Annotated in this window: 26 protein-coding genes; 18 read left to right on the top strand and 8 right to left on the bottom strand. The window is 50.5% G+C overall.

Translation table 11 applies throughout. The annotated features are described in order from the left end of the window. Positions 1–189 precede the first annotated feature (189 nt). Genes EOV40_RS06505 through EOV40_RS06455 form a run of 11 tightly spaced genes read left to right on the top strand, consistent with a single transcriptional unit; the run spans position 190 to position 8,064 of the window. Positions 190–600, top strand: coding sequence for a hypothetical protein (locus tag EOV40_RS06505; protein ID WP_128105404.1), 411 nt, complete (start codon positions 190–192; stop codon positions 598–600). Beyond that, positions 600–1,346, top strand: coding sequence for a type III secretion system inner membrane ring lipoprotein SctJ (sctJ, locus tag EOV40_RS06500; protein ID WP_128105403.1), 747 nt, complete (start codon positions 600–602; stop codon positions 1,344–1,346). The genes EOV40_RS06505 and sctJ overlap by 1 nt, the downstream gene beginning before the upstream one ends. 35 nt (positions 1,347–1,381) lie before the next feature. Further along, positions 1,382–1,927: a hypothetical protein gene (locus tag EOV40_RS06495; RefSeq protein WP_128105402.1), complete on the top strand. Its 546-nt coding sequence runs from the start codon at positions 1,382–1,384 to the stop codon at positions 1,925–1,927. Beyond that, a complete protein-coding gene (locus EOV40_RS06490; RefSeq protein ID WP_128105401.1) occupies positions 1,920–2,471 on the top strand; it encodes a hypothetical protein in 552 nt (183 codons plus the stop codon). Before EOV40_RS06495 ends, EOV40_RS06490 begins: the two co-directional genes overlap by 8 nt. After that, entirely contained in the window at positions 2,471–3,769 is a 1,299-nt protein-coding gene (locus EOV40_RS06485) for a FliI/YscN family ATPase (RefSeq protein ID WP_128106204.1), read from the top strand. The genes EOV40_RS06490 and EOV40_RS06485 overlap by 1 nt, the downstream gene beginning before the upstream one ends. Further along, positions 3,748–4,263: a hypothetical protein gene (locus tag EOV40_RS06480; RefSeq protein ID WP_128105400.1), complete on the top strand. Its 516-nt coding sequence runs from the start codon at positions 3,748–3,750 to the stop codon at positions 4,261–4,263. The genes EOV40_RS06485 and EOV40_RS06480 overlap by 22 nt, the downstream gene beginning before the upstream one ends. After that, positions 4,260–5,258, top strand: a complete 999-nt coding sequence (locus tag EOV40_RS06475; protein ID WP_128105399.1) for a FliM/FliN family flagellar motor switch protein — start codon at positions 4,260–4,262, stop codon at positions 5,256–5,258. Before EOV40_RS06480 ends, EOV40_RS06475 begins: the two co-directional genes overlap by 4 nt. Next, positions 5,251–5,910: a type III secretion system export apparatus subunit SctR gene (sctR, locus tag EOV40_RS06470; RefSeq protein WP_128105398.1), complete on the top strand. Its 660-nt coding sequence runs from the start codon at positions 5,251–5,253 to the stop codon at positions 5,908–5,910. Before EOV40_RS06475 ends, sctR begins: the two co-directional genes overlap by 8 nt. 9 nt (positions 5,911–5,919) lie before the next feature. After that, complete coding sequence (locus EOV40_RS06465) at positions 5,920–6,186, top strand: EscS/YscS/HrcS family type III secretion system export apparatus protein (RefSeq protein WP_128105397.1); 267 nt, start codon at positions 5,920–5,922, stop codon at positions 6,184–6,186. A 7-nt stretch (positions 6,187–6,193) separates the two neighbouring features. Further along, positions 6,194–7,012: a type III secretion system export apparatus subunit SctT gene (gene sctT, locus EOV40_RS06460; protein WP_128105396.1), complete on the top strand. Its 819-nt coding sequence runs from the start codon at positions 6,194–6,196 to the stop codon at positions 7,010–7,012. 8 nt (positions 7,013–7,020) lie between these two features. Further along, a complete protein-coding gene (locus EOV40_RS06455) occupies positions 7,021–8,064 on the top strand; it encodes an EscU/YscU/HrcU family type III secretion system export apparatus switch protein (protein ID WP_128105395.1) in 1,044 nt (347 codons plus the stop codon). A gap of 44 nt (positions 8,065–8,108) precedes the next feature. Here the strand turns inward: EOV40_RS06455 and EOV40_RS06450 are convergent, their stop codons facing one another. The 3 genes from EOV40_RS06450 to EOV40_RS06440 form a co-directional block, all read right to left on the bottom strand. Beyond that, positions 8,109–8,870: a hypothetical protein gene (locus tag EOV40_RS06450; RefSeq protein WP_128105394.1), complete on the bottom strand. Its 762-nt coding sequence runs from the start codon at positions 8,868–8,870 to the stop codon at positions 8,109–8,111. A gap of 283 nt (positions 8,871–9,153) precedes the next feature. After that, entirely contained in the window at positions 9,154–11,724 is a 2,571-nt protein-coding gene (locus tag EOV40_RS06445) for a type III effector HrpK domain-containing protein (RefSeq protein ID WP_128105393.1), read from the bottom strand. Positions 11,725–11,926: 202 nt separating this feature from the next. Continuing rightward, the gene (locus EOV40_RS06440; RefSeq protein WP_128105392.1) at positions 11,927–13,657 is read right to left on the bottom strand and encodes an ABC transporter ATP-binding protein/permease; all 1,731 of its coding nucleotides are present in this window, start codon (positions 13,655–13,657) and stop codon (positions 11,927–11,929) included. 216 nt (positions 13,658–13,873) lie between these two features. Between EOV40_RS06440 and EOV40_RS06435 the strand changes: the two genes are divergently transcribed. Then, complete coding sequence (locus EOV40_RS06435; RefSeq protein ID WP_128105391.1) at positions 13,874–15,106, top strand: GTP-binding protein; 1,233 nt, start codon at positions 13,874–13,876, stop codon at positions 15,104–15,106. Then, a complete protein-coding gene (locus tag EOV40_RS06430; protein WP_128105390.1) occupies positions 15,099–15,431 on the top strand; it encodes a DUF6525 family protein in 333 nt (110 codons plus the stop codon). The genes EOV40_RS06435 and EOV40_RS06430 overlap by 8 nt, the downstream gene beginning before the upstream one ends. A 72-nt stretch (positions 15,432–15,503) precedes the next feature. On the opposite strand, the gene EOV40_RS06425 is transcribed toward EOV40_RS06430, so the two are convergent. Both EOV40_RS06425 and EOV40_RS06420 read right to left on the bottom strand, forming a co-directional pair. Then, complete coding sequence (locus EOV40_RS06425) at positions 15,504–16,265, bottom strand: SDR family NAD(P)-dependent oxidoreductase (RefSeq protein ID WP_128105389.1); 762 nt, start codon at positions 16,263–16,265, stop codon at positions 15,504–15,506. A 152-nt stretch (positions 16,266–16,417) separates the two neighbouring features. Then, positions 16,418–17,047, bottom strand: coding sequence for a TetR/AcrR family transcriptional regulator (locus EOV40_RS06420; protein ID WP_128105388.1), 630 nt, complete (start codon positions 17,045–17,047; stop codon positions 16,418–16,420). Between the two features lie 518 nt (positions 17,048–17,565). Between EOV40_RS06420 and EOV40_RS06415 the strand changes: the two genes are divergently transcribed. Continuing rightward, positions 17,566–18,369, top strand: a complete 804-nt coding sequence (locus EOV40_RS06415; protein ID WP_244297023.1) for a MurR/RpiR family transcriptional regulator — start codon at positions 17,566–17,568, stop codon at positions 18,367–18,369. Between the two features lie 27 nt (positions 18,370–18,396). On the opposite strand, the gene EOV40_RS06410 is transcribed toward EOV40_RS06415, so the two are convergent. Genes EOV40_RS06410 through iolD form a run of 3 tightly spaced genes read right to left on the bottom strand, consistent with a single transcriptional unit; the run spans position 18,397 to position 22,003 of the window. Next, the gene (locus tag EOV40_RS06410) at positions 18,397–19,230 is read right to left on the bottom strand and encodes an SDR family oxidoreductase (RefSeq protein WP_128105386.1); all 834 of its coding nucleotides are present in this window, start codon (positions 19,228–19,230) and stop codon (positions 18,397–18,399) included. Then, entirely contained in the window at positions 19,227–20,126 is a 900-nt protein-coding gene (iolE, locus tag EOV40_RS06405; protein WP_128105385.1) for a myo-inosose-2 dehydratase, read from the bottom strand. The genes EOV40_RS06410 and iolE overlap by 4 nt, the downstream gene beginning before the upstream one ends. 5 nt (positions 20,127–20,131) lie before the next feature. Then, on the bottom strand, positions 20,132–22,003 hold the full coding sequence (gene iolD, locus EOV40_RS06400; protein WP_128105384.1) for a 3D-(3,5/4)-trihydroxycyclohexane-1,2-dione acylhydrolase (decyclizing): 1,872 nt from the start codon (positions 22,001–22,003) through the stop codon (positions 20,132–20,134). 450 nt (positions 22,004–22,453) lie between these two features. On the opposite strand from iolD, the gene EOV40_RS06395 reads away from it, so the two are divergent. From EOV40_RS06395 to EOV40_RS06380, 4 genes are read left to right on the top strand one after another with little or no spacing between them, the layout of a single operon-like run. Further along, entirely contained in the window at positions 22,454–23,890 is a 1,437-nt protein-coding gene (locus tag EOV40_RS06395; RefSeq protein WP_128105383.1) for an NAD-dependent succinate-semialdehyde dehydrogenase, read from the top strand. 1 nt (position 23,891) lies between these two features. Next, the gene (locus EOV40_RS06390; protein ID WP_128105382.1) at positions 23,892–24,704 is read left to right on the top strand and encodes an HpcH/HpaI aldolase family protein; all 813 of its coding nucleotides are present in this window, start codon (positions 23,892–23,894) and stop codon (positions 24,702–24,704) included. Further along, positions 24,704–25,666, top strand: coding sequence for a hydroxyacid dehydrogenase (locus EOV40_RS06385; protein WP_128105381.1), 963 nt, complete (start codon positions 24,704–24,706; stop codon positions 25,664–25,666). Before EOV40_RS06390 ends, EOV40_RS06385 begins: the two co-directional genes overlap by 1 nt. Beyond that, complete coding sequence (locus EOV40_RS06380; protein ID WP_128105380.1) at positions 25,663–26,841, top strand: Gfo/Idh/MocA family protein; 1,179 nt, start codon at positions 25,663–25,665, stop codon at positions 26,839–26,841. The genes EOV40_RS06385 and EOV40_RS06380 overlap by 4 nt, the downstream gene beginning before the upstream one ends. Positions 26,842–26,858: the final 17 nt, after the last annotated feature.

Here is a 26,858-nt window from a genome sequence, read left to right as displayed (position 1 = left end):
CATCTGTCCGATGAGGCTTGTTAAACCTTGTGATCTTTTTTGGCGCAATAACAAACTGAGCGGGAAATAAAACTGTCACACAACTGCAAAAAAACTGCTGCTATTGCAGGTCGCAGACAAGCGGATAAGCCTTTAAGAAGATGAAAAGAGGCACAATGTTTGTCATCAATTTAACGGGTGGTTGTTCGGATGTCTGATGCGATTGGAGCTTTGGCGGGTATTGCAGGTGCGCAGAGCGAAATGCCAGCGGCTTCCCCTGCGCAGGAAGCCTCTATTACCCCTGAGATATCGCAACATCTCGGGGCAGAATTTCAGCAGGCTGTACAAAATGAAATTTCTTTCGTTCCAGATCAGGCAGGTGGTGCAGTCGCCATGGGGCAGGCTCTCAATGAAAAGCTGGAAGGGCTTTCCAGCTATCTGAACCAATGGGGCGTAGAGCCTGCGGGCCAGACATCAACCGCAACCGCTGACCCAGCGAATGCTGCCGAACTCGTGGCGCAGATTCAGGCGACCTATACATTTGCGATTGAAACGACTTTGGTCAGTAAAGGGTCCACAGAAACAACGAAAATCTTCAATACCCTATTGAAGGGGCAGTAATGTTCTTACGGCGTTTTCGTGCTCTCAAAGCCGTATTTTTTCTGATCCCGCTTCTTCTGCTTTGCGCCTGCAAGACCGAGTTGATGACAGGATTGGCAGAAGATGATGCCAACATCATGCTGGCACTCCTTCTTCAGCATGGTGTCGGTGCAGATAAGGTGCAGCAGAAAGACGGGAGCGATACGCTGCGCGTGGAGCAAAAGCAGTTTGCGCAGGCTGTGGCTTTGCTGCATGAGGCTGGATATCCTCGCCAAAGTTTTAAAAGCATGGGGGATGTGTTTCAGGCGTCTGGTCTGGTTTCTTCTCCTCAACAGGAGCGGACACGGTTTCTCTGGGCGCTTGGGCAGGAACTCTCCCGCACCATTTCGGATATTGATGGCGTTCTAACGGCGCGCGTTCAGGTTGTGTTGCCTAATAATGATCTGCTGAATCGCGAACCAACACCTTCTTCCGCTTCTGTTTTTGTGCGCTACAAAGAGCAGAGCGCAGCTCAGCATCTGGTACCGCAGATCAAACAACTGGTGGCAGATAGCGTTGAAGGGCTGAGTTACGACCGCGTTTCTGTCGTGATGGTGCCTGTAGTGGAAAAAGATATTCCCGTTAGCTCCAGTCTGCCAGCAACAGGCGTTCCGTGGGAAATTTTAGGTGTTCTTCCAGTCTTTGTTCTGGCACTTGCTGCGGGTGTGCTGGTCAGCCGCCGCTGGCCGGAGCTGGCAGAACGCTTACGGCTTCGGGCTAGGTCATAATGCAAAACGAAGAAAGCAGAGCGAAGAGCCGCCATATGCAGGATACCGTGCTGGCTGCGCAGCTTATGGGAGTATCCGAGCAAACTCTTCAGCGTCTGACGACCTGTGTGTACACGCGGGATCTTCTGCATGGCACCTTTAGGGAAAAACTCGGTGGATATCTGCCCGGTGGCCTGACAGACGTGCAACGTTTTCTTTTGGCGCAGGATGGTGAGGGCATGAGCTTACTGGCTCTTCGCCTTGGGTGTGTGTGTTATGCTCGGACGATTCTTTCTCTGATGTCAGGTGAAACGCTACGCAAACTTGCGCATTTAACCACGCCGCATGTGATGCAAGATGCGGCATGGGGAAGCACGTTTTCTTCCCCCATGAAAGGGCCGGAAAGTCTGGAGCGGCTTGTGCCTCTTATGCATGTTTCTGGCCTGGCGTGTCTCCGGGCATGGTGTGAGAGGCAACCGGTGGCTGTTGGCCGCCGTGTTTCTTTATTGTTGCCGATGCAGGAGGACGAAGAGACAGTTCTGCCTGAATATCCCGAGCAGCTGGTAGAGGCTTTTGTTGCGGAGCAGCTTGGTCATGGTTGAGCCATCCTCTCCTTACGTTATTCGGGCACCCCAGTTTGATGCCTTAACAGATGCCCGCAGAATTCGCGCCACAGCACAGGAAGAAGCCGCTGCGTATCTAGAGGAGGCGCATCGTCAGGCAGATGCGGTGCGGCTTGCGGCTAAAGCAGATGCGGAGGCTCTCAAGGAAGAAGCGCGCATGCAGGGGCAGGCAGAAGTAAGGGCTTATCTGCAAAGTTGCGAAAATTCTTTGGCGGATATTGCTTTCCTTGTGGCGCGTCGTCTGATTGATGATCTGCCGCAGGATGAAAAGCTGATGCGGCTGGTTAAAACGGCCCTGCATGATCTGCCAGCGCAGATGGGAATGGTTGTGAAGGTTCCCATGTCAGAAGGAAATGCTCTTAGAAAAGCCATGCAGCAGGAAGGCGGAGTGCTTGAAGGCCTGACTGTTATGGAATGTCCCGGTCTCGAAAACGGAGAGTGCGTTCTGCAACATGAACAGGGGCAGACCCGGCTGGATGTAACCGCGCAGTTGCGGGCTTTGTGGCAAGGCGCTGCTGCGTGATGGATCTGGTAGCGTTTGCACATCGTGTTCAGAGTGCCTCTCCGCGTCCTGTTGTTGGGCAGGTTCTGCGGGTTACAGGCGGCCTGATTCATGCACGTATAGATGGAGCTGCACTGGGCGAAAGCTGCCGCGTTATTTTGCCGGATTCAGAACTTCTTGCAGAAGTTGTCGGGTTTGAAGGCGCCATTGTTTGGCTTGCGCCCATTGGCAGTATGCAGGGGTTGCTGCCGGGGTGCCTCGTTTATCGAACTGGGAGCGCTTTGCAGGTGCCAGTCGGCGCGTGTCTGCTAGGGCAGGTTCTGGATGGCTTCGGGCGGCCACTGAATGGTGAGGTCCTGCCGGATTGTGAGGAACGTCCATGTGCCGATGCGCCGCCGTCTGCGCTTTTTCGGCACAGAGTAACAGAGCCGGTTGCGACAGGCCTGCGCGTGATTGACGGTTTGTTGACATGCGGTAAAGGCCAGCGTGTTGGTATTTTTGGTGAGGCAGGGGGCGGTAAGTCCACTCTTCTTGGCCAGCTTGTCCGCGGGACCAGCGTAGACGTTGTGGTTGTTGCACTGGTTGGAGAACGAGGGCGCGAGGTTCGAGATTTTCTTGAACATCAGATGGACCCGCAGACCCGCAACCGCACGGTTCTGGTGGTGGCTACATCGGACCGTCCACCGCTGGAACGTGTGCGTGCCGCCATGACGGCCACCACAATTGCCGAGTGGTTTCGTGATCAAGGGCAGCATGTCTTGCTGGTGGTGGATAGCATGACCCGGCATGCGCGGGCGTTGCGCGAAGTCGGGCTGGCGGCTGGAGAAGTGCCGGGACGAGGTGGCTTTCCTCCGTCTGTCATGGCGGAGCTGCCGCGTTTGTTAGAGCGAGCTGGCCCTGGGGATGAACGTAAAGGGCCGGGAATGATAACCGCTTTTTACACCATTCTGGTCGAAGGCGAGGGTGACCCTGTCGCGGAGGAAATGCGCAGTATTCTGGATGGGCATATCATCCTTTCACCTAGATTGGCGGCATCTGGGCAATATCCGGCTATTGATGTTCTCGCTAGCCGCAGTCGTCTGATGAGCGTGGTAGCAACACCGGAACATTGTGAAAAAGCCAGCCGCCTGCGCGCGCTCCTTCATCGGTATGAAGACGTGCGCTTCCTTGTTGAAGTTGGTGAATACAAGCCCGGTAGTGATGCCGAGGCTGATGAAGCGCTGGCAAAAATAGAAGAAATCAGAAAATTTCTGAAACAGGGTGAACGGGATGTCATGCCGTTTTCCAGTGTGGTGACATGGCTGAACCAGATCGTCTGAAGTTGTGGCAGGTGACACGTCTGGCGCGTATCCAGGCCTTTCGAGAAGAAGAAGCAAGCCGTGAGTTGACGGCTGCTCGCCAGCAACTGGCACAGGCACAGCAGCAGATGGCTGATGCGGCGGCGGCCTATGAGAAGGATGTGGCCAAACAGGCAATGGCCCGGCATCAGCGCTGGCAGCACTGTGTGGGGCGCGAACTGAATGGTGCAACCGTGAGGGCGCTCCATGCGGAAGATAATGCAGGCCTAGCCTCTATTAAGCAGCACGCTGTCACCCACAAAAAAGCCGGACAACACACGAAACAGGCAGAAAGTGTTCTGAAAAATGCCGAGCATGCTCTGGCACACGCCCGGAAAACAACGGCTCGGCGGGATAAGTTAAAGCTCCAGATCCAGCGGGAATACAGGCAGCATGAGCGTCTGCGCGAGGAGATACTGCGTGATGAACACTCACAAATGCTGTTTGTTCATCGTGCTGAGGATCATTCAGTATGATGCATAATACGGCAGTACCCTATGTGCCGGAGGCAGTTAGCCGGGCAGAAGCTGAAGAGAAAAATCGTGGCGCAGCACACCATGTCTCTTTGCCGCTGGCAGAAGGGCTTGTGTTGCACGACCGAAAATTGCAGTGGGATGGGTCATGGGTTTGTTACGAAGGCCGGGCAGGGTATGAGTCCTTCCGGTTATTTTTGGTGCCGCCACTTATCGCCTCCCTTGCCGGCGTGGAAAAGCACGAAACTTCTTATGAAATACAGGCGATATTGAGCCTTCTGCCTCTTGAAGCCTGTCTTTCCCAGTTAGAGCAGAAGCTGGGCGTGGAGATACGCTTTTCCAGAATGGGGCAGGCTAAGCCCTCAGCCGAAGCCATATACGCGGTTGTTGAAGCGCAAGGTCGAAACTGGCCAGTGGCCGTGCAGGCAGCTTCTTCTATTATCAGCAGCCTTCTGGATATTTGGCCCCTGACTCCTCTACCTGCGGATGAGATCCTGTTCAGGACGGCTTTCCAGATTGGCAAAACCAAACTGCCATTAAATGTTTTATCCAGCCTGAATCTCCGCGATGTTGTTCTGTTTGAGGAAGGAAATCCCGCACAAGCTGGCTTGCTGGTGGAACAGTATGTAAGAGCCGACGTACGCTGGGGTGAGGAAAAAGGGTGGGTGCTGGAGAGCGGCATTTCATACCCAGATAAAAGGGAGAAGCAGATGGCGGACGAAGCCCAATATGCACATCTGGAAGAACTGCAGGATGGTATGGGTGAAGTGGCATCAGAAGAGTCTCTCCCCATCACCATAAGTTTTGAAATAGGGTGCCAGACCCTTACGTTGGCAGAACTACGTATGCTGGGCCCAGGCAGCATTTTGGTGGGGGCTAACCCTGTTAAAGCGCCTGTCAGGCTATGTGTAGGCGGACGGCAGATTGGCACAGGGAAGCTTGTGGATGTTGATGGTTCGGCTGGTGTACGTGTTGTAAGGATTTTTGGGCGTGAATAGTCTTGTCAGCCCTGATATTTCAGCTGTTCTGGTTGGAATTACCGCTCTGGGGTTTGTCACCTTTGCTGCGGTCACCATGACAAGCTTTATCAAGATTGCGGTTGTGCTTTTCCTGTTACGCAATGCTCTGGGTATTCAGCAAACCCCACCCAATATCGTGCTCTATGGCATTGCGCTGCTACTCAGCATTTATGTGATGGCTCCTGTTGTGACGAGTGCTTATGCAGCGGCTGTTACCTCTCCAGTAGACCATATGACGCTTTCGGATATGCTGGCGGCGGGGCGGCGAGCCGAGCAGCCTGTGAAAGCTTTTATGCTACGCTTTACTAGTCCTGGTGAGCGTGAGTTCTTTGCCAACGCAACCATGCGTGTGTGGGGGCCTGAATCTGGCCTGAAAGCTGCGCCGGACGATTTGCTGATTGTTCTGCCCTCTTTTCTGCTCTCAGAGCTTCAGCGTGCTTTTGAAATTGGCTTTCTGCTCTACCTGCCTTTTATCGCAATTGATCTTGTTGTGACTGCGGTTCTCATGGCTATGGGCATGTCGTCTGTATCACCTTCCACCATTGGGGTGCCGCTCAAACTGTTTCTGTTTGTCGCAATTACGGGCTGGACACGGCTGATTCATGGTCTGGTCCTGAGTTACGCGACATGAAATCCTTCCATGTCTGAACAGCTTATTTTTCACTTTCAGTCTACGTTCTCTCTCGTGCTGTACATGTCGCTCCTGCCATTGCTGACAGCAATGGTGGTGGGGCTTATTGTGGGTATTCTGCAGGCTGTCACGCAGGTGCAGGACCAGTCTTTGCCAATGACCTTCAAATTGCTGGCAGTTATTGTCCTGCTTCTGTTTGGTGGGTCTTTGCTAGCGGTTCCATTGGAGCGTGAAGCTGCTGAGGTGTTTGATTCCTTTCCAGCTTTGACGCGGTAATGGTGCTGTGAGCGGGCCAGTATCCGGCGTTTCGTCACTTCTTGATATATTAGGGTTGTTGCAGCATTGGCTGTTGGCGCTAGGGTTTGCCATGGCTCGGCCCATGGGGCTTTTGTCCATTCATCCAATTTTTACCCGTTTTCAGATTACCGGGTTGTTGCGAGGGGCTATGGCGCTTGTTCTGGCTCTTCCCGCTGTGCCCATGATTGCCACCATGTTGGAGCAGACACCACAAACAGGCGTGGCGTTAATGATGCTGGCTGTAAAGGAAGGTTTGCTAGGATGCTTTCTGGGGCTTTTGCTCGGGGTGCCCTTCTGGATGCTGGATGTGGCGGGGGATATTCTGGATTTGCAGCGCGGCGCCACGCAGGGGCGTATTAATGATCCGGCAGGGTTTGAGGATGTCTCGATAACCGGGACGTTTCTGCTGCTGCTTGGTATTACATATTTTGCAGCATCTGGTGGTTTGCAAATGCTGCTGCATTGTCTGTATCAAAGCTGGATAATTTGGACACCGCTGGCCGGCCTGCCCAGTTTTTCAAAACAGTTTCCTGTACTGGTGTTAGGGCTTCTGGATGAAATGCTATCTTCCGCAGTAAGTCTTGCCTTGCCAATGCTACTGGCCATGCTGCTTTCTGATGTGGCGTTAAGTATTGTCAGCCGGGCCGCCCCCTCTCTGCGTGTAGATGATCACGCTATGGGCGCGCGTAATATTGTCTTCTTTTTTGTGCTGACTCTTTATACGTCTTACCTATGTCTTTTTGTTAGGCAGGATGTTGCCCGTATTCCTGCATTTTTTGATGCCCTGAAACTGATGATAGGGTAGCCCCGCGCATGAGTGATACAAGCGAAAGCAAGGAAATTCCCGCTTCCGCCAAAAAATTGCGCGAAGCGCGTAGGAAAGGGCAGGTTGCTAACAGTAAGGATTTTGTTGGGGCGATTGCGACCGTAACTGCGCTGTTTTATGTCGCCCTGCGCGGTCCTGATCTGTTTGCACAGTTGAGTGCGGCCTTATCTGATACAGCCACTCTCTCAGAAAAGCCGCTAGATATTGCTTTATCGCTTATCCTGCATCGGCTGGAGAGTTTATTTATAGGGTTTGTTCTCCCTTTGCTGGTCTTGCTATTTTTTGGTGTTTTTGTTGCTGCCTTGATAGGCAATGGCGGAATGATTTTTTCGGCAGACCCGTTGGCGCCCAAATTTGAGAGAATAAATCCGGTTAGTGGTTTTCAGAGAATTTTCTCATTACGCAACATCATTGATGGTCTGAAAATTGTTCTGAAATTTGTAGCTGTTTTATGCACGCTTATTCTGGTTGTTAAATCTGACGTACAGTTTCTGGTACATCTCCCTGCCTGCGGACCAACCTGCGTGCCGGCAGCTGTCAAAGGCATGATCTGGCCGCTTCTGCTGTCAGCGATATTTTGTTTTCTGATTCTCGGCTGTTTCGATCTTGGTATTCAACGTCTGCTCTTTCGGCGAGAGATGCGCATGACCCGCACAGAGCAGAAAAAGGAACTAAAAAACTCAGAAGGTAATCCGCTGATTAAAAGAGCCCAGCGGCAAGAGCGCCGCGCTGCCATGGGTAGCAACGTGCGGATGGGTCTGAAACATGCAACTTTTGTTGTCTATGATGCAGAAGGGGCTCTGGCGTTTCAGTATGCGCCACCGGGTGTGCTGGTGCCAGCGCTGGTCGCCCGGTCTGGCAGGACTGGTTTGTCTGAGTTTCTGGGTGATGCGAAATCTGCAGGTATTCCAGTTGTGGAAGATGCTGAGTCTGCTAGATTTCTTGCATCCCGCGTGCCAATGGGCAGTGCACTCCCACGCGATGCTTTTCAGACGGCTATTTTCTGTATGCGAAAAGCCGGTGTGATATAATCTCTCTCTGCCACAGAGGGCCTGTAGCAGAGAGAGATGTCGTATTAGGCGTCACCAAAGCTTGCGGTGTAGTTCTGGCTGTTGTCTTGCGCCATGGTCATCGGGTTTGTGCCGTCAGACCGTTTCTGGTCATCATCAGGGTGGATATAGGCATTGCCTGAGCCCAACTGCTGCTCCATATAAGCGCCACCGGCTTGCATGGTGGAAGATGAGCCATCATACCAGCCAGCAATGGTTGCATTGCCAGCGCTATCCCGCGTAACGGTACCTTCTGGGGCAGAAGCCGCAATGCTTTTTGTATCGCCAGCGGTTTTGCCCTGATCATCAGAAACGTGAATGGACGCGTTTCGGCCATCAATATAGCTGACGTCTGTATTGTTAACGCCCTTTGCATCCGCATAAAATTCCAGGCGCGAAGCCGTAGGCTGGAAGGTGCCGGAAGCATCTGCTTTTGCCATAAAGCCACCCTGACCGTTGGCGTAGCTCAGTGTACCACTTTCACCCGGCTTTAACGTAATTTTGGCAACAGGTTCGGTTGTGGAGCCACCATTGAGAAACATACCGATGGTTTCGTCATGTTTGCTCGTATTCGTAATGGTCACTTTGTTTGCGCCACTGCCAGCAGAGACATCGGGGGTGGTTGTTTTGTTAGTTACATCACTCTCATGCGACGATATGACAGGGGTTGGCGGCTGTGCCAGATTGCCAAATATCTGGGCCAGTTCCTCTGGGTTAGCCCCCATATGGCTCAAAGCATCTTCTAGCCCAGTGAGAGAATTGACATTCGAAGCTTTTGAAACGGCCATATTATATGCCTTATTAAATCGGAAGTAGATGGAAAATGTGGCATATAAATTATAAAAATAGAAAGAAAACCAATTTATTTTATAAAAATTTCACAATGCTATATTGGGCGATGTTCATAAATTAATCATTGTGCAGATATGTCGCTCTGGACTGTCAGGAACATAATTTATCGCGAGAGCAGCCACGTTAATAGGCCGTGGGTCAACGAGCATGTCTCTTTCTTCTGCTCTCGCGAAAATAATACTCCATCAGTTCAGTGGAGCTAACTCCTAGATATTTGTTTTAAGAACCAGTTGTTTTATTTTTTGTGGAATCTGAGCTTCCTGTAATACCGTAATCAGCGAGATTAGAGAGCTGATTATAGTAATTATGCTGCTTTTTCTTCTTTTCCACAGCCTGAATAATGAGTTCTACAAGACCAACAACAAATCCGACTGCCGCAGTAACACCCGAAGCTATTCCCGCAACAGCGCCAGTAACACCAGCCGCAACACCCACGCTGGCCCCGGCTGCATCCGCGGCTGATACCGCGCCTTCAACACCCCCAGCTATCCCGCTAATTGTATCCAGACTGCCTGAGGTGAGGGTCAGCCCTCCATCAACTTTATCGCCATTTTTTAAAGATTTTACGCCGCTGATAAGGCTTAGTACACCGGAGGCAACGCCGCCCGCTGCTCCTACTTCCTTGCCGCCAACTTCTGTCCAGTTCAAGGAGCTCTTTATTTTTTTCAAGGCCTCTTCATCTCTTGCTTTCTGGATTTTCTTAATAAGCTTGGTCGTGCCTTCGGTCGTGGTGCCCAAAGTTTGGGCAGAGGATGCTGCTATACCAGCCTGCCCAGTTGCTGTATGTGCTCCCTTTGCATACTGCACAATGGACGCAGCCAGACTTCCAGCGCTCAGGCCTGCACTGGTTAAATGGAGGCCGCCACTATCGTAGCCGCTTTCCTGACCAGGCAGAGATGGACTGGATTTTTCACCCGATGAGGCTTTTTCGATTTTTTGGATAGCATCATTAATTTTATAGCCAGACCTTACCAGATCAACAATTTTCTTAATTTCTTTGACGACGCTACCTGCTGTTGCTGCATCAAAGGCCTGCGGGTTCTGGCTTTGCACCGTTGCGACATATGCGTTTATTTTTGAATCACTGGCATTGCCATTGGCATCGCAAAATGTCGTTAGAAGACTTGCAAGATCAGCTGTGTCGTTCTGCTCATTTTTAACGGCATCGTCGATATTAGTCTGAATTTGCCCGGAATGTCCTTGTGTATAATCATCTTCTAGCACGGACGAAAATGCTGTATTCTCATCCTGATAATTGCTAATAACCTGAGCACTCTCACCATCTCCAGAAACAGTTTGCAAAGCCTGCGTCAGGCTGCTGCCGTCCACAATATCATTATTGTAGGCTTGCTCGACCTCGTCTTTCTCGCCACTTTTATTCAGAATGTTCGTGAGATCAGTAGCATCACTACCGCTTTTGCCCAGTAGTCCATCGACTGTGCGGGCCTGACTGACAAATGTTTGAATGCCCGAGCCGACACTCACCTGATCGCCCTGACTGTTTTCAGCGCTTAGAGCACTGGACAGACTGTCACCTGTCAGTTCCGTATTTGTATAATACTGGCTAATCTGGGCCTTCAAAGTAGGATCACTGTCCGCTAGGCTTTGTAGTCCGCTGCTTTGTGCAGTTTTCTGAAAATTCTGGACGTCCGTATCTGACGCAAGCTGGGTGATTTTACTCTTCAGGTCTGAAAGCTCATTATCATAACTAGAACTCAGGTGTTTGGATTTGGCCATACTGCCAGACCACAACCCTTGCGCTTTACCTGATTCCATCACGCTTTCATCGTTTTCAAGCTGTTCCAGTACAGCGGCTTTTGTAGCGCCACTATAGTTTTGTGGATTTTCGAAAACGTCTGAACCGATACTTTTGGAATCAATATCTGGTAATGACTGCTTAATAGCATTCTCGCTCATGTAAGAAAGAAAACTGGCGTTGCTCGTTGGCGCATCAGACTTGATCCAGTCTGCTATATTGCCACGTCCTACTGCACCATCAGCCCCTGTACCGCCAGGGCCGTTCCCCGCGATATCCAGATTAGAGAAAATGGCATTCTGATCTACAATATTTGCTGCATCTTGTAGGGCACTGCCCAGCCCAGTATCAGACGCGACGGCAGCAAGATTGTCCTTATGTAACCCCAAATTATCCTGCCGCTGGTCTGCGGCACCGGCTTGCATCTGGCTACCTGCGCCTGCAATCAGTGTTTGATTTGCCATGACAAGAGCTGCCTGCCGCACTAAAGTCAGAGACATGCCGCCGGCATCAGGATTTTTTTTCTCGTAGGACGTAATAGATGACAGGGCCGCTTTCTGATCTGCGTTAGATTTTTTTATAAAATCTTTTACTTGCGAGAGGGTGACTATACCGCTGGATTTTTTATCTTTGGCGCCCGTGTTTTCAAGCGCGCTGATCATGGATGGGCTGCGTGATATAACCTTCAGAGCCTTCTGGGCATCTGGCGGGAGCTTGCTCCAGGTTGAAGGATCATTAAAATTGATCTTACTTTTGTCTAGCCCCCATTTTTTCCAGTTATCACCAAGAAGGTGCACCGCCGCATAAGACCGCCCAAGGGTTTTTCCCTGGTCACCGGAGTCCGACAAGCCTTCCGTCAGTTGTTCCCACTTGCTGTAGTCCTCAGCATATTTTGAACTATCGACATAATCATCCGCGTCCTGGTCTGAAACGCTATCTGTCACCTTATTGGTTGCATTTTTAAAGGCTGCGGATAGATCTTTCTGAGTGGTATCATCGGCAAAAGACGTGCTTTTGACAGAAGAGGTTTGCATACTCTGATCCTGAGGCTCTGGGGACGGTAAGTATGGGAAGAATAAGCCATTTGTAATGCAGAAGCCTCATGACGGTTTTATGAACAATTTTAGCCGGAAGTACCTCGGTTTCTGTGAAGGGGGGTGTAAATTTCTGGATACGCTGGCTGCGGGTTGGCTATAGTTTAGGACCTATAATTGTAAGGGTATTGATATGTTGGTATCAGGCACCTTTAAAACGGGTGATATCAATAATCAGATTATGCTGGGCCTGTAGGCTGGGTTTGTGTGTAACTGAAACAATGGTGATATTTGGCAGGCTCTGCCGAAGGTGTGCATAAAGGATATTCTCGGCATCTTCATCCAGATTGGATGTGGCCTCGTCCAGAAAAACCCAATCAGGTTTGTTAAGCAGGATACGGCCAAACATAAGCCGCTGCTGTTCTCCGGGAGAAAGGGTTTGTTCCCATACTTCCTCATCCTTTAGTCTGGACGCAAGTTGGGGCAGGCCAATTTGCCTTAAAATCTGTTGTAATACAGTGTCATCGTAATTTTCTGCCTCTAAAGGATAGCAGAGTATCTGCTTTAAATTTCCTAAAGGCAGATAGGGGCGTTGCGGCATAAACATCATGCGCAACTGAGGTTGCTGAATGCAGCCAGAAGCAAAAGGCCAGATATTGGCCATAACGCGTAAAAGTGTGGATTTTCCTATTCCCGAAGGACCTGCAAGGGCAATGCTGTGTCCATGAGGTAGGGTAAGAGAAACATTTTGCAGCAGAATACTGCCATCAGGTTTGAACACATCCACATTCTGCAAAATCATGTCTGACAGATCAGGGATTGTCTGGCGTTCTATGGTCTGTTCGTATTCTCTTGCTCTGGCCATCATACGCTGAAACATAGCGAGCCGGATAACATTTGAGCGCCATTCAGCGAGGGAACTGTAAGAAGAAGCAATCCAGCCCAATGCACCTTGAACACGAGAAAAAGCCAGCACAAGTTGCATGAGTGTCCCAAAACTGATTTTTCCAGCAAAATATCGCGCAGAACCAACAAGCAGTGCGAAGTTACCGGAAAGCACTTCCAAGCCACTGGTAAGCAAGCCTAACCACTTGCTACGCTTCATGATTAGGAAAAAATTATCATACACGGCAGTAAAACGGGATGTTAAGGCACCTTGCTCTCTTTTGCCGCCACCCGTGAGTGCAATACTTGCTGCATGGTTGCGAATATGCACAAGAGCGTAACGAAAATCGGCTTCTACTTTTTGCTGCTGTGTTTGCAGGTTAATAAGCTTGCGCCCGCAAAAATGCGTTATAATGGTTGCAATAATTGAATAAATAAGGGCAACCCACAGAAAATAACCAGGAATACGCAAACCAAATATAACAAGTGGTCCCGATAATACCCATAACAAACCAATATAACTTACAAGTGTAATAAGGTTTGAAAAAAGACTGGTAAATTGCGTAAGGGTATCTGCGGCAAAACGATCAATATCTTCCTGTATGCGCTGGTCTGGATTATCAGCGCCGATATCCATGTTGGCAGCCTGCATAGCAATAAGGAAGGCTGTATTCTGGTGGAGCCATTGTTGGCTCATGCTGCGGGTCATCCATGTGCGCCAGCGTAATTGCAGCAGTTGCTGTAGGTATGTGGCATAAACACCAGCCAATAGGGCGGGAATGGCAATCAGGAAAAATCCGGGAACAAAACCTTCTGAGGTATGAGAATACCAGAACAAACCACGTAGAAATGTTGATAAATCTTTTTGTTGTAGGGCCGTATAATAGATATTGCGTGAAAAAGACTGCCATACATCCAGCCCAACCATAAGAAGCGTTAAGCCAAGAACTGCTATAATAAGCAACCATGCTTTTTTACGATCTTCAGAAGAAAAATACGGGCGGCTGAGGAACCATAAATCGCCCATCATCTGAAAAAGTTGTTTCACACGAATATCCCAAGATCTTTATAAGTTAGCGGCTGGTGAAACGTTATAATATTCCAATAATTAAGTAAAATAATCAGAGACAGCATAAGGAAGAAGCCAGCGGCGCTAAAGGGTCAAAAGCTGGTCGTGCGAGCGAGGCTGTCTTAATCATCAATTCCATCAGGTATTGTTATGATATAACATAACGTATATATTTCACGAATCGCAACCGAATGAATGGTATCCGTCATGCACGAAAGACTTCCGGTAACAGTCCTTTCCGGCTTTCTGGGGGCAGGAAAGACAACGCTTCTCAACCACGTGCTGAATAACCGTGAAGGCCGGAAAGTTGCGGTGATCGTCAATGACATGAGCGACGTGAACATTGATGCGGATCTGGTGCGTGATGGCAGCGATCTCTCTCGAACAAACGAAACACTTGTGGAGATGAGCAATGGTTGTATTTGCTGTACATTGCGCGATGATCTTCTGCAGGAAGTAAGGCGGCTTGCAGAAGAAGGGCGCTTCGATTACCTCCTGATTGAATCAACAGGCATTGCGGAACCCTTGCCGGTTGCGGCGACCTTTGAGTTTCGTGACGAAGCTGGCAAGAGTCTTTCTGACATTGCGCGCTTAGATACGATGGTAACGGTGGTAGATGCCGTTAACCTGCTGAAAGATTATGCTTCAACAGATTTTTTGCGTGATCGTGGGGAAACTGCCGGTGAGGGGGATGATAGGGCATTGGTTGATCTGCTGGTCGAGCAGATTGAGTTTGCAGATGTTGTGGTCCTGAACAAAGTTTCCACCGCAACACCGGCGCAACGTGAGACCGCACGGCAGATTATTCAGGCCCTTAATGCTGATGCGGATATTATTGAAACGGATCAGGGTATTGTGCCCTGCGCGCGTATTCTGGATACTCACCGGTTCGATTATGAGAAAGCCCATAAGCACCCGCTATGGTACAAAGAGTTGTTCGAGTTTCAGAACCATGTTCCCGAAACTGAGGAATATGGCATTCACACCTTTGTCTGGCGTGCCCGCCGCCCTTTGGTGCCGGAACGGTTCAAAAATTTCATAGATACTATGTGGCCGGGTGTCATTCGGGCGAAGGGATATTTCTGGCTGGCAACGCGTCCACAATGGGTGGGCGAACTGGGGCAGGCGGGTGCACTGGTGCGCACGCAAGCTATGGGCCGCTGGTGGGTAACTATTCCCAAAAATCAGTGGCCAGACAGTGATGAATGGCAGGATATGCTCCTCTCGAAATGGGACCCGGTTTATGGGGATCGTCGGCAGGAAATTGTGTTTATTGGCATAGCAGAGATGGATGATGCCGCAATTGGTGCAGTTCTAGATAGCTGCCTTGTGCCGGATTTTGATATGCAGCAGTTTGATCCACTGCCATTTGCTCATCTGCCTGATCCATTCCCAGCTTGGGGGCAAGGAGAAATGGCGGATGCGTAAGGCTACAGCGGATAACGAGCGCACATTACGGAATGAAATGTGGCGACGGTATGCTGGGGATGACTGGGCTGCGTTTGATGCGCTTCCTGCTACAATCCGAGAACGGGTAGCAACGCACGCCTATGATGCATGGTCCGTTAATGTGATGATGCTCTGGCAACATTATAAACGGCTTTATGGACGGAACTCACGCGCCGAACGGGCTCTGATGAGGTATCTTGATTACTGTGAGAGGCTGGAACGTGAAGCTTTTGCTTCACGCTATAGAGATGTCTACGATACGGTTTTGCCACATGACGCAGCGTGTGCCACGATTTTGAGATGAAACAGATGCATTGAGAACACTGCTGTCCATAACGTCTATCATCATATTTTCTTGGTTGCTGTTGGTGCGTATTTAAAGTGACTGACCGCCGGTTACTTCGATCCGCTGACCATTCACCCAGTGCATGTTGTCAGATAAAAGGGCGGCAACGGCAGCACCAATATCATCTGGCTGCCCGACACGTCCCAGAGGTGTGATTTCTGCCAGACTTTTGTTGACCTCAGCGTTGTCACGTACCAACCCACCGCCAAAGTCCGAAGCAATAGCGCCGGGTGCCACAGCATTAACGGTAATGTGGCGTTCTCCCAGTTCCTTGGCCATGTAAAGAGAGATCACTTCAGTCGCACCTTTCATGGCCGAATAGGGACCGTGATCCGGCAGATAAAAACGTGTGGCTGCCGAGGTGATGTTGAGGATACGCCCGCCGTCACAAATGAGTGGCAGAAGGGCCACCGTCAGCAGATAAGGCCCCTTGAAATGAATGTTGTATTGATTATCAAGCTGTTCAGGTGTTGCTGCGTCAAAACGGGTGTGGATGATGTTGCCCGCGTTCTGAACGATGTATTTTAACGTGGCTCCCGCAAGTTCTTCATCCAGAAGTTTTCTGAATTGCGCAGTAAATGTCGCAAAAGTTGTGTAGTCTGAAATGTCCAATTTTAGCATATATAATTTTGCTTTATCGGTGCTCAGTTCTGTTTCTGCCGCCTGTGCTTCAGCTTCATTGGTGTAATAAGTGCCTATGACATTAATACCTGCTGCAATGAGGTATTTGGCGATACTGTAACCGATTCCGCGATTGGCACCTGTGACAAGGGCCACGTAACCCAGGTTCATGATCGGTTTCCTTTAATAGTATTTAGCAGGGGAGTTATATTTAGAGATCGATCGATACATAAATAGGGCAGGATGGTTCGTCAATAAATTATGGATCGACCGATACATATCAATCGACAGAGAACTGCTCGCGATAAAATCAGGCTTGTTTGCTAGCGGGAGGAAGCGCTCTTGGGTAGCACTGCAAGGCTATCCCATACCTGCATGAGCGTCGTAATAGCTGCATCCAATTTCTTTGCTCTGTCACCATCTCTGGCTTCGCAGGCCATACCGTGAAGAAAGGTTGTGAATAGGGTAGGCAGGGTTTCTGTGGCGGGTAAAGCTGCCAGTTCTCCGTTTGCCGTAGCCCGGTTTACGCAGGCTTTTATGCCTTTTCGAGTGCGAGCGCGTTCAGCAGCCAAAAGGGTCTGCACAGACTGGTTTTCTGGTGAACAATTGCTGGCCCCCAGCACAATCAGGCACCCGGTGGGGTGAGAGCGTGTTGTTTGCATGTGGGCTGAGCGTCGCAATGTCTGTTCAATGGCATCACGCGGCGTAAGTGTTTTATCCCAAAGTGGTGCAATAACTTGCCCATAGGTTTCCAGATAACGCTGCACGACTTCACGGAACAGCGCTTCCTTGGAGCCAAACGCAGCGTACAAACTGGCAGGCGAAATATTACCCATACAGGCTTTAAGCTGGTTTAATGACGTCGGCTCGTACCCTTGCGTCCAGAACAGCGTGAGCGCTGCGTCCAGCGCCTTGTCTCGGTCAAATTCACGGGGCCGTCCTGTGCGAGCCATGTCCTATCTCCGTTCGTATAGAATAATTTTATACTAATCGATCTAAAATTAGATTGCTAGCATTGCGTGCTAAAGCCATCCTTAATGGTGATCTGTATTGGTTCAGTATCATGGTAGAAATAAAATCGTATTTTCAGATTTCAAATTATATTGGTAATTTTATGAAAGCATATTTTGCAGTGGCATGTGATTGTGCCCGGGATGCAAACGGACGCGCTGTGAATAGGATAGATTATGTTTGCCGAAATGATCTTTATCTTCCATCTCACATAATTAAGTATGTAACACAGTAGCAGTGTAACTATAATAACCGCCAACCATCAGGTAAAGTAATTCTAAAAGGGGAATGTTGCTCTATATCGGGTGCATAACGGAAGTGATCAGTCGGTGTTACATCTTTCAGAATGGGTAGTTGGAAAACAATGAAGATATCGGAAAAAAAGCAGGCATCAATCGCATGCTCTCCTCCAGCTACGTATGAGGAGTTGATCCGTGTGATCCATGACCGATATACCCATATGAGTAATTCCTACCAAAAAATATCTTTATATATCACGCAGAATCCAAATGATATCGCTGTTGATTCTGTTTATGTTGTTGCCGAAAAATGTGGCGTGCATGCATCTGGCTGTGTTCGTTTTGCTCAATCCTTGGGCTATAAAGGCTTCAAGGATCTGCAGACTGTTTTCAAGCATCGTCTTTCTACAGCAGCGCTGGGCTTCAATGCCCGCGTCAGAGCGCTGGAAGATGAACTGGATACCTGTGAAGATCGCACCGAAATGGGTTTTCTGCGGGATCTGATCGGACGTGATATCTTCTCATTGCAGGAATTGTTGGCAAATATTAGTCCTGAACAGATTGTAAAGGCTGTAGACCTTATGGAGCAGGCTGATACAATTTACCTTATTGGCCAGTTGCGTTCTGCTCCTGTTGTTGAACTTCTGCGCTATACATTAACAATGTTGGGAAAGCGTGCAGTCTTGTTGGATGCGGCAGGAGGGCTTGCTACCCATATGGCCAAGGTTATGCGGGCCACAGATTTGCTGTTTGCAGTTTCTTTCCGTTTTTATGCCAGTGAAGTTGTCAATATCATTGAGGAAACCGCTGCCCGCAGCGTGCCTGTTGTGGCGATCAGCGATAGCACTCTTTCCCCGTTGGGGCGCAGTGCAAATGTGCTGTTCTGTGTGCCAGAGCATGAATACACGTTTTCACGCTCACTGGCTGCTCCCATGTGCTTAACTCAGGCGTTGGTGGTGGCCTTGGCATCGCGATTACAAAATAATTCAGATGCCCCACGCATACCCGTCGCGACACAGGAATAGCGACGCGATATGCAGGAATGGAGCATCTTAGTTTCTGGGCGTGGCTGGCCAATGCATTGGTTCTTCAGGGGTAGGCATGCCACGGGCTGCTGCACCCCATATGGACTGATCAAAATTAACGATCGCGCCTGTCATAAGCCCAGCGTCTTCTGAGACAATAAAGTTCACGGCCCGAGCCACTTCATCTGGTGAAATAAGCCGCCCAAACGGAAGTTTGGCCGCAGCTTTTTCCATCCAGTCTGGATCGTTTGTTTCTGTTCTCTGGATTTCCTGTTCCTTGTCCGATGCCATCCAGCCGATATTCAACTGGTTGACACGGATCCTATTGCGCATAACAGAAAATGCCGTGTTGGCTGTTAGCGTAGCTAATGCGCCCTTTGAGGCACAATAGGCGCTGATGAATGGTTGGCCCGAAAGTGCGGAAATCGAACCGATATTGCAGATTGCCCCTTCAACGTTATCACGTATCATATGCCGGATTGTTTCTTGCATGAGAAAGTAAGGACCGCGCACATTGGTGGCAAATATGCGGTCGAACAGATCGGGGTCTGTATCCAGTATGCTGCCTCGCTCCGTTAACGCTCCCGCGTTTACCAGCACATCAACACGGCCAAAACGTTGGTGGCTCTGGGTAATGACAGTCCGACAATCAGCTACGGATTCAAGATCAGCACGGATGAACATGACAGGCACGCCGCAGTTCTGTGTAATCTCGTGTGCAAGTGTTGCTCCCCGTGCTTCGCTCCGGCCTGTAATGGTAATTCCTTGTGCCCCTGCGGCAGCAAGGCGGCGTGCAATGGCTGCTCCAAGGCCCTGCGTGGCCCCTGTGACCACGCAGATTTTATGATCCATTCGGTTCATGACGCTACGCTATATTCCGCCTGCGCCATCATTTGCATAAGGGCAGCATGCCCTTTGCGGGCCATTTCTAGCGGTGGGTTAAGGGTTGGGTCCTGTTCAGCTTCCACAACAAACCAGCCTTCGTAATTATAAGATGAAAGCCGTTCAAAAATGGGCAGGAAATCAATCGAACCATCACCAGGAACAGTAAACGCACCCTTTACAACAGCATCAAGAAAACTCTCCTTACTGCGGTCAAGGTGATCAATCACGGCTTTACGCACATCCTTGGTATGAACGTGGCTGATGCGGGCATGATGTTTATCAATCACACGCAATAAGTTGCCACCCGCAAAATACATGTGTCCTGTATCAAACAGCAGATGCAGCGCCTTGCCAGAGTGTTTCATCAATAGGTCAAGTTCAGCTTCGGTCTCAATCGGAGCGGCCATATGATGGTGATAGGCTAGAGGCATGCCTTCATCCGCGCACCATTCGGCAAATGTTGTCATTCTGCGCCCGTATGTGCGGATATCATCTTCCGAAAGGCGCGGTTTGGTTGCAAGCGGCGCAGAACGCACTCCCTGAACTGATCGTGCAGTTTCGCCGTAAACAATGCATGGGGCGCGTGCAGCAATAAAAAAATCCATCTGGGCACGGATGCGATCTTTCTCGGCTTCCATGTCTCCATCCAGCAACAAACCAGAAAACCATCCACCACAGACCGATATGCCGTAGCGTTTCAGAATTGGCCCGAGTTCATTCATATCCATTGGGAAGCGGCGCCCGGTTTCCATGCCGGTAAAGCCTGCCTCACTGGCCTGACGCAAACATTCTTCCAGGCTGACATCATCAGAAAGTTCTTCAAGATCATCATTCCACCATGCAATTGGTGCGATACCTAGTTTTGCTTTCATGGTCATTATACTCCCACACGCTGTTTTGCGCGGATTTCTTCTTGTTGTTTTCTTGCCGCCTGCACGGATGCGCGAGAGGACACTTCTGGAACGCCTACATCCCAGTCTGCATCACCGGGGGCCCATGCATGGGCATCCGTGGTAATAGTTAAAACGGTGGTTCTGTCTGTGGTTTTTGCCCATTCAAGGGCTGCTGTCAGTTCTGCCAGGCTATCGCACTTGCGGGCAAGTGCCCCCATTGATTCAGCATGTTTAACAAAGTCGACATGTAGTGGATTATTGGGCTGCTGCACCCGGCAATCGACCAGCAGGTTGTTGAAGCCGGGAACACCCTTGGCCTGCTGCAGGCGATTGATAACTGCAAAGCCACCATTGTCACAGACCACAACAATCATTTTATGGCCTGTAAGCACAGAGGAATAGATGTCAGAGTTCATCATCATGTAAGTGCCATCGCCAATCATGACGATAGGCGTGCCACCCGTTCCCCCAGGCCCTTTACTCGCCATGGCGTGGCCCCAGCCTGCAGCAATTTCGTAACCCATGCATGAAAAGCCAAATTCAAGATCAAAGGTGTTGGGGGCTTTTACTCGCCAACCTTTACACACTTCACCGGGGAGGCCACCGGCAGCGGTAATGATGGTATCGTTTTCATTTGCAGCATCATTAACTGCATGCACAACCTGCGCATATGTTGGGACGGGCGCATTGGTAGGAGCCTGTAATTTTGTCAGTAACTTGTCCCATTCTGCAAACAGATGCTGAGCATGTTGCATATGCTGTTGGTCGGCCTTCCATTCTCCTAAAAGAGTATCAAATTCGGTTATGGTTTCCAGTGCATCGCCCACAACAGCAATTGCACGGTGCTTAACTGCATCAAACCGGGCAGTATTGATGGAAATAAAACGGGCCGTCTGGCTGAATACTGTCCATGATCCGGTTGTGAAATCTTGCAGACGGGTGCCAATTGCAACAATGACATCGGCTTCTGCGGCCAGTGTATTGGCTGAGGTGGAGCCAATAATGCCAATTGGCCCGGCATGAGCTTGATGATGATGTGTAAGGCTGCCTTTGCCTGCAATTGTTTCTACAATTGGGATACCATGTTTGACCGCAAAAGCAGCAACAGCATCTTCCGCCAGTGAATATCTCACCCCACCGCCGGAGATTAGAAGGGGTTTTTTAGCAGTTTTTAAAAGTTCCACTGCTTGTGCAAGTTTGTGTCGATCTGGTCGGGGGCGAGGAATGCTCCATTGTTTTTCTTCAAAGAAAGAGATGGGATACTCAAACGCGATTTCCTGAATATCCTGTGGCAGAGAAATAAATGCCGGCCCGCAATCTCCCGGATCAAGCATTGTGGCTGTAGCTTGGGGTAGGGATGGTAGTATTTGCGCAGGATGCATGATCCGGTCCCAATAACGGGTGACGGATTTGAAGGCATCATTGACGGTTATTGTGGGGTTACCGAAATGTTCGACCTGTTGCAGCACTGGGTCGGGCAGGCGGGTGGCAAATGTATCACCTGCTAGCAAAAGTAATGGCAAACGATTCGCATGTGCAGTTCCCGCAGCGGTCACCATGTTGAGTGCACCTGGCCCAATGGAAGACGCGGCAATCATAATTTGTCGTCTGCGTTGGGCTTTTGCAAAACCTGTTGCTGCCAGCGCCATGGATTGTTCATTCTGCCCGCGCCATGTGGGTAGCCTGTCTTGTACTGCTTCAAGCGCTTCTGAAAGGCAGCTGACGTTACCATGCCCGAAAATACCAAAAACCCCGGGAAACAGCGGTACACGTTGGCCTTCAATTTCCGTAAACTGGTTAACCAGCCATTGTACAATGGCCTGAGCTGTCGTGAGGCGGATTGTCGCCTGTGTCATTTTTATTTCCTCCCTCGACGGGTTATGGCCACCATATCCAAATGCAATATATGTTGACAATAAAATAAATACGCAACATTAGTTGAATATGTAAAAAAGGAAGAGAGGAACTACGAAATCCAGCCCGATACTCGCACGGGCGTTTCGGACATCTAAATGAACTGATGGCCTGCCAGTAGTGAACGTCACACAGCAGAAGTTGGTTCATTGTGCTGTTAGGTATCATTATTTCTTTTCTGGAATAATGATACATCACTTGGCCTGTTTTTACTGGTTCGTAAAAAATACTTCTACCGTTAAAAATTCACTCATTGGTGCAGTCAGAAGGACCAACAAGAAATAGTGTAGTTTTACTCAGAAAGGGAACGCAAAATACCTTTCTGCTTTTACTGCACAGGCGATCAGGTCAATCGCCGCATGTCGTGTCATAAAAATAACAGGGACCGAATAATGTACACGAATTTCGGATTGTTTATTGATGGTGCATGGCGCAAGGCAGCCAGAGAAGCAACTGAGCCGGTGATAAGCCCCGTATCGGAAAGCCCGCTGGGAGAAGTGCCAAGTGCAGGCGTTGAGGATACGCAGGCGGCAATAGAAGCTGCACAGCTCGGGCTTCTCAGATGGTCCACCACTCCTGCTCAGAAGCGTGCAGATGCCTTGCATGCCATTGCCAATGAAATGTGTCGGCGCACAGAAGAAGCCGCGCAGATGATCTCAAGTGAAACAGGTAAGCCCCTTGCACAGTCACGTCGAGAATGGGGGCTGAGTATTGACCAATTCCGATGGTATGCGGAAGAAGCCCGCCGTATCTATGGGCGTATTATAGAAAGCCGTGTTCCTGGCGGCCGGTTTGATGTCAGTCATGAACCGGTAGGTGTGGTTGCAGCATTTACGGCGTGGAACTTTCCTGCATCTCTTCTGGCGCGCAAAATGGCTCCGGCATTGGCGGCGGGATGTTCTGTAATTGCTCGTCCATCGTCACAAACACCAGGCACAGCAATGGTTATGTTTGACTGCTGTCTGGCCGGAAATCTGCCATCTGGTGTCATTAATCTGGTAGTGGGATCAACCGAGGCGACTTACCGTCCCATTATGGCTTCAAAAGCCGTGCGGAAGGTATCGTTAACCGGGTCTACACGTATTGGTCAGCAGATGATCCGTGATGCTGCCGATACAATGAAGAAAGTATCCATGGAACTGGGCGGTAATGCACCGCTGATTGTTTACGATGATGCTGATCTGGATCTGGCCCTTAATACGGCGGCCCAAACAAAGTTTGGGAATACTGGTCAGGTCTGTGTGGCTCCTGATCGCTTTTTTATCCATGATCACCTGTATGATGCATTTGTAGATGGGTTTACCACGCGCGCAAAAGCAATCCGGCTGGGTGACGGACTGGATGAAAACGTGGGGATGGGGCCGCTCATCAATGCGCATCGTCTGGCAGAAATGGAAGCCATTGTTGCCGAGGCCTTAACGGGTGGTGCGCAGTTACGCACAGGCGGGCAGCGCCCATCAGGGTTCAACAGCGGCTATTTCTATGAACCGACAGTCCTGACCGATGTGACGGACGATATGCGGGTTATGGCAGAAGAAAATTTTGGCCCCATTGCCGCCATCAGCCGTTTTTCAAGTGATGACGAAGTTCTAACCCGTGCCAATGCATCGGATATGGGGCTTGCAGCATACGCCTTTACCCGATCTCCCACACGGGCACGCCGCACGATTGCTGAACTGAAAGCTGGGATGGTGGGTATTAATTCCGCAGCTCTTGCAGCAGCAGAAGCGCCTTTTGGTGGCACCAATTTTTCCGGCATGGGGCGGGAAGGGGGAAGCGAAGGCATTCTGGATTATCTGGACGTAAAACTGGCACAGGTGGTGTTCTGACATGATCCCCAACCGTCTCAAGAAACTTTGGGCTGAAGGAAAACCCACGCTTAATGGCTGGTGTTCCATCGGTAATCCTTTCACGGCCGAAATCATGGCGGCTCAAGGCTATGATTCAGTCACCATAGATGTGCAGCATGGCGCATTAGATTATTCCAATGCACTGCCCATGATGCAGGCCATGCGTGCCTCTGGCGTGGTGCCTATGGTCCGCGTACCGTGGATGGAACCGGGTATCATCATGAAAATGCTTGATGCCGGTGCCTATGGCGTTATCTGCCCCATGGTCAACACAGCGGCGCAGGCAGCCGAATTTGTAAGCTACATGCGCTACCCCCCTTATGGGCAACGCAGTTTTGGCCCAACGCGGGTTTCGTTTTCTGCAGGCAGTAACTATGCCAGTGGAGCGAATGACGAAATACTTGCTTTTGCCATGATTGAGACACGGCAAGGCATGGACAATCTGGCCGAAATTGCTGCAACGCCGGGTCTTGATGGCATTTATGTTGGCCCTGCCGACCTGACGTTTAGCCTGGCTGAAGGGCGTTTGCCTCCGGGGTTTGACCGTGAAGAACCGGAGATCATTGAAAGCCTCCATGAAATCCTCGCAGCCTGTCAGGAAAGTGGCATTCGTGCAGCTTTGCATTGTGGCACGCCGGAATATGCTGCCCGCGCAATAGGCTGGGGATTCAATATGACCACTGTATCGGGGGATTCCCGGCTGCTTGCTGCTGCTGCTGGCGCCAGCGTTGCGCAGTTTCGCAAGCTGGTCAGCCGCGATAGCGTGAGGGTTGTAGAGGGAGGCGTGTACTGATGCCCCATATCCTGGTGGCGGGGCATCTACATCCGGCGGGGATTGCTCTGCTCGATAACTCTCCTGATATAACTTATGATTATATCGAAGATATATCGGAAAGCAGTTACGTTCCTTTTGTGGCGGATGCCGATGCGCTAATCCTGCGCACTCAGCCTCTTTCCGCTACAACAGTGGCTAGAGCGCCAAAGCTGAAAATCGTTTCCCGTCATGGTGTCGGGTATGATGCTATTGATCTACCCGCGCTGGATGCACGTGACATTACCCTGTGTATTGCAGGTGATGTTAATTCTGTATCTGTTGCCGAGCACGCCATGATGCTCATCCTCGCCTGCGCCAAGTATCTGGTTCAGGCAGACAAGGCTGTGCGCAATGGGCAGTGGGAGTGGCGCAACAGGCTTATGGCGTCCGAGGTAAGGGGCAGGCGTCTTCTCATACTCGGATACGGTCGCACGGGCCGCCATCTTGCCACTATGGCAGCCGGGTTTGGCATGGATATCCGGGCATATGATCCGTACCTTGCGGCCCAAGGTAAATGGCCATCTGGTGCAGTCAGTAACGTCGAAACTTTACATGCCGGGCTGGAGTGGGCGGATATCATTTCGGTTAACGTGCCCAAAGCGGATCGCCCACTTTTGGGAGCGGCTGAACTGCAGCACGTCAAAACGGGGGCCATTCTTGTCAATACCGCGCGTGGCGGCGTGGTGGATGAAGTGGCCCTGGCGGAGGCTCTGTCTAGCGGGCGCATTGCCGCCGCGGGGTTAGATGTATTCGACCCCGAGCCGCCCTCTACCCATAACCTGCTCATGGATATGGATCAGGTTATCCTTACCCCCCATATCGCCGGGCTGACCGTACAGGCAGCCGAACGCATGGCTGTTTATTCCGTAAAGAACGTTCTGGATTTTTTTGCAGGGGCACTTGATCCCGCCCTTGTTGTGAATAGGGAATTTGTGAAATGACCAAACGTAAACTGCGTATTGGCCTGATTGGGAGTGGCTTTATGGGCCGCACCCATGCCTTTGGTTATGCAACCGCATCCCGTGTGTTTGATCTTCCGTTTCAGCTGGAATTGACGTGTCTGGCTGACATTTCCGATGAGACGGCAGCAAAGGCGGCTGAGGCTTTAGGATTTGCCCGCTCCACCAGCAACTGGCGCGCGCTTGTTAACGATCCGGACATCGACGTCGTTAATATTACTGCCCCTAACGCCTTTCATAAGGAAATGGCTTTGGCGGCAATTGCTGCTGGCAAGCATGTCTATTGTGAAAAACCTCTGGCTCCGCTTGCTGCTGATGCGCGTGAAATGGCCGATGCAGCTGAAGCAAAAGGAGTAAAAACACAGGTTGGGTTCAACTATCTCTGTAACCCCATGCTCGCACTGGCGCGAGACATGATTGTGGCGGGGGAACTGGGTGAGATCAGGGGATACCGCGGGCTACACGCTGAAGATTATATGGCGGACGCCATGTCTCCTTTCACGTTTCGTCTTGATCCGGCAGGTGGCGGAGCATTGGCTGATATTGGCAGCCATGCTCTGGCAACAGCCGAATTTTTAATGGGACCAGCCGCAGGTGCAATTACGCAGGTGATGGGGGACTGTGTGACAGTCATTAAAACGCGGCCTGATGGCAAAGGGGGCACGCGTGAAGTGCAGGTAGACGATATTGGGCGCGCGCTCCTGCGTTTTGAGAATGGCGCAACAGGATCGGTTGAGGGGAACTGGATTGCAACCGGCCGCACCATGCAGCATGATTTTGAGATATACGGAACAAAGGGCGCGCTTGCCTTCACCCAGCAACGATTTAATGAACTGCATTTTTTCTCCACCACTGATGCGCGGGGGCGTAAAGGGTTCCGCCGCATTGAAGCAGGGCCAGAGCACGCACCTTATGGCCTGTTTTGCGTAGCACCAGGGCACCAATTGGGTTTCAATGACCTGAAGGCCATAGAAGTCGCAAGGTATCTGGAAGCACTTGCCGGCCATCAGCCTGAACCGTTTAATTTTCGCGCAGGTTTGCGCATTCAAACATTGGTGGAAACCATTCACGCCTCAAGCAGGGCTGCTGCTTGGCGGGATGTGCCAACAGATATGGTTCAGCATCAGGAAGAGTATCGTCAGTACGAAAAGGCATAACGCCTACATATTCCATG

It is taken from the genome of Acetobacter oryzoeni (assembly GCF_004014775.2).
In the GTDB taxonomy this organism is placed as follows: domain Bacteria; phylum Pseudomonadota; class Alphaproteobacteria; order Acetobacterales; family Acetobacteraceae; genus Acetobacter; species Acetobacter oryzoeni.
This window is presented reverse-complemented; position numbering and strand designations above follow the sequence as displayed.